This window comes from Microtetraspora sp. AC03309, from assembly GCF_020826795.1.
GTDB lineage: Bacteria > Actinomycetota > Actinomycetes > Streptosporangiales > Streptosporangiaceae > Microtetraspora > Microtetraspora glauca.
Genome location: NZ_JADDIL010000263.1, coordinates 1 through 860 on the forward strand (window position 1 = coordinate 1; position 860 = coordinate 860).

Consider the following 860-nt stretch of genomic DNA (forward strand, 5'->3'; position numbering starts at 1 on the left):
GTTCACGACAACCTGGTCAAAGTCGGATTGCGCGGCCATTTCGGCCCGCGCCGTCTCCAATCGCCTGGCCATCACCTCGGGGGTCTCGGTGCCGCGACCGGACAACCGGCTGACCAGTTCGTCCCAGCTCGGCGGTGCCAGGAACACCGATACCGCCTCGGGCATGGCCTTCTTGACGGCGCGCGCCCCGGCCAGATCGACCTCGATCAGCACCGGGCGGCCGGCCGCGGGCTCGCCGCCCTCGGCCACGACGCGACGGTTCTCGGTCTCGAACTCGGCACGCTCGGTGAGCGAGCCGGGCAGGAACTCCGTGGCACCCGAATCGATGATCGTGACGCGACGCAGCATCTGCCGGACGATGACCTCGATGTGCTTGTCGTGGATCGACACGCCCTGGGCCCGGTAGACCTCCTGGACCTCCTTGACGAGGTGGATCTGCACCTCGCGGGGGCCCTGGACACGCAGCACCTCGTGCGGATCCGCGGAGCCTTCCATCAGCTGGTCGCCGACCTCGACGTGGTCACCGTCGGACAGCACGCCTTCGGAGCCGTCCTCGTGGGTGATCACGCGCAGGCGCTGACGCTTGGAGAGCTTGTCGTAGACAACTTCCTCGCCGCCATCGTCGGGAACGATGGTGATCTTGAAGAACTTGTCGCTCTCCTCCAGCCGGACCCGGCCCGCGACGTCGGCGATGGGCGCCTTGTTCCGCGGGATACGGGCCTCGAACAGCTCCTGCACGCGAGGCAGACCACCGACGATGTCGGCGCCACCGGTAACACCACCCTGGTGGAAGGTACGCATGGTCAGCTGGGTACCGGGCTCACCGATGGACTGGGCGGCGACGATGCCGACGGCCTCGC

Annotated in this window: 1 pseudogene; it reads right to left on the bottom strand. The window is 67.9% G+C overall.

From position 1 onward, the window contains the following. Nucleotides 1-860, bottom strand: a pseudogene (locus IMZ11_RS42730) (DNA-directed RNA polymerase subunit beta'); the annotation flags it as partial.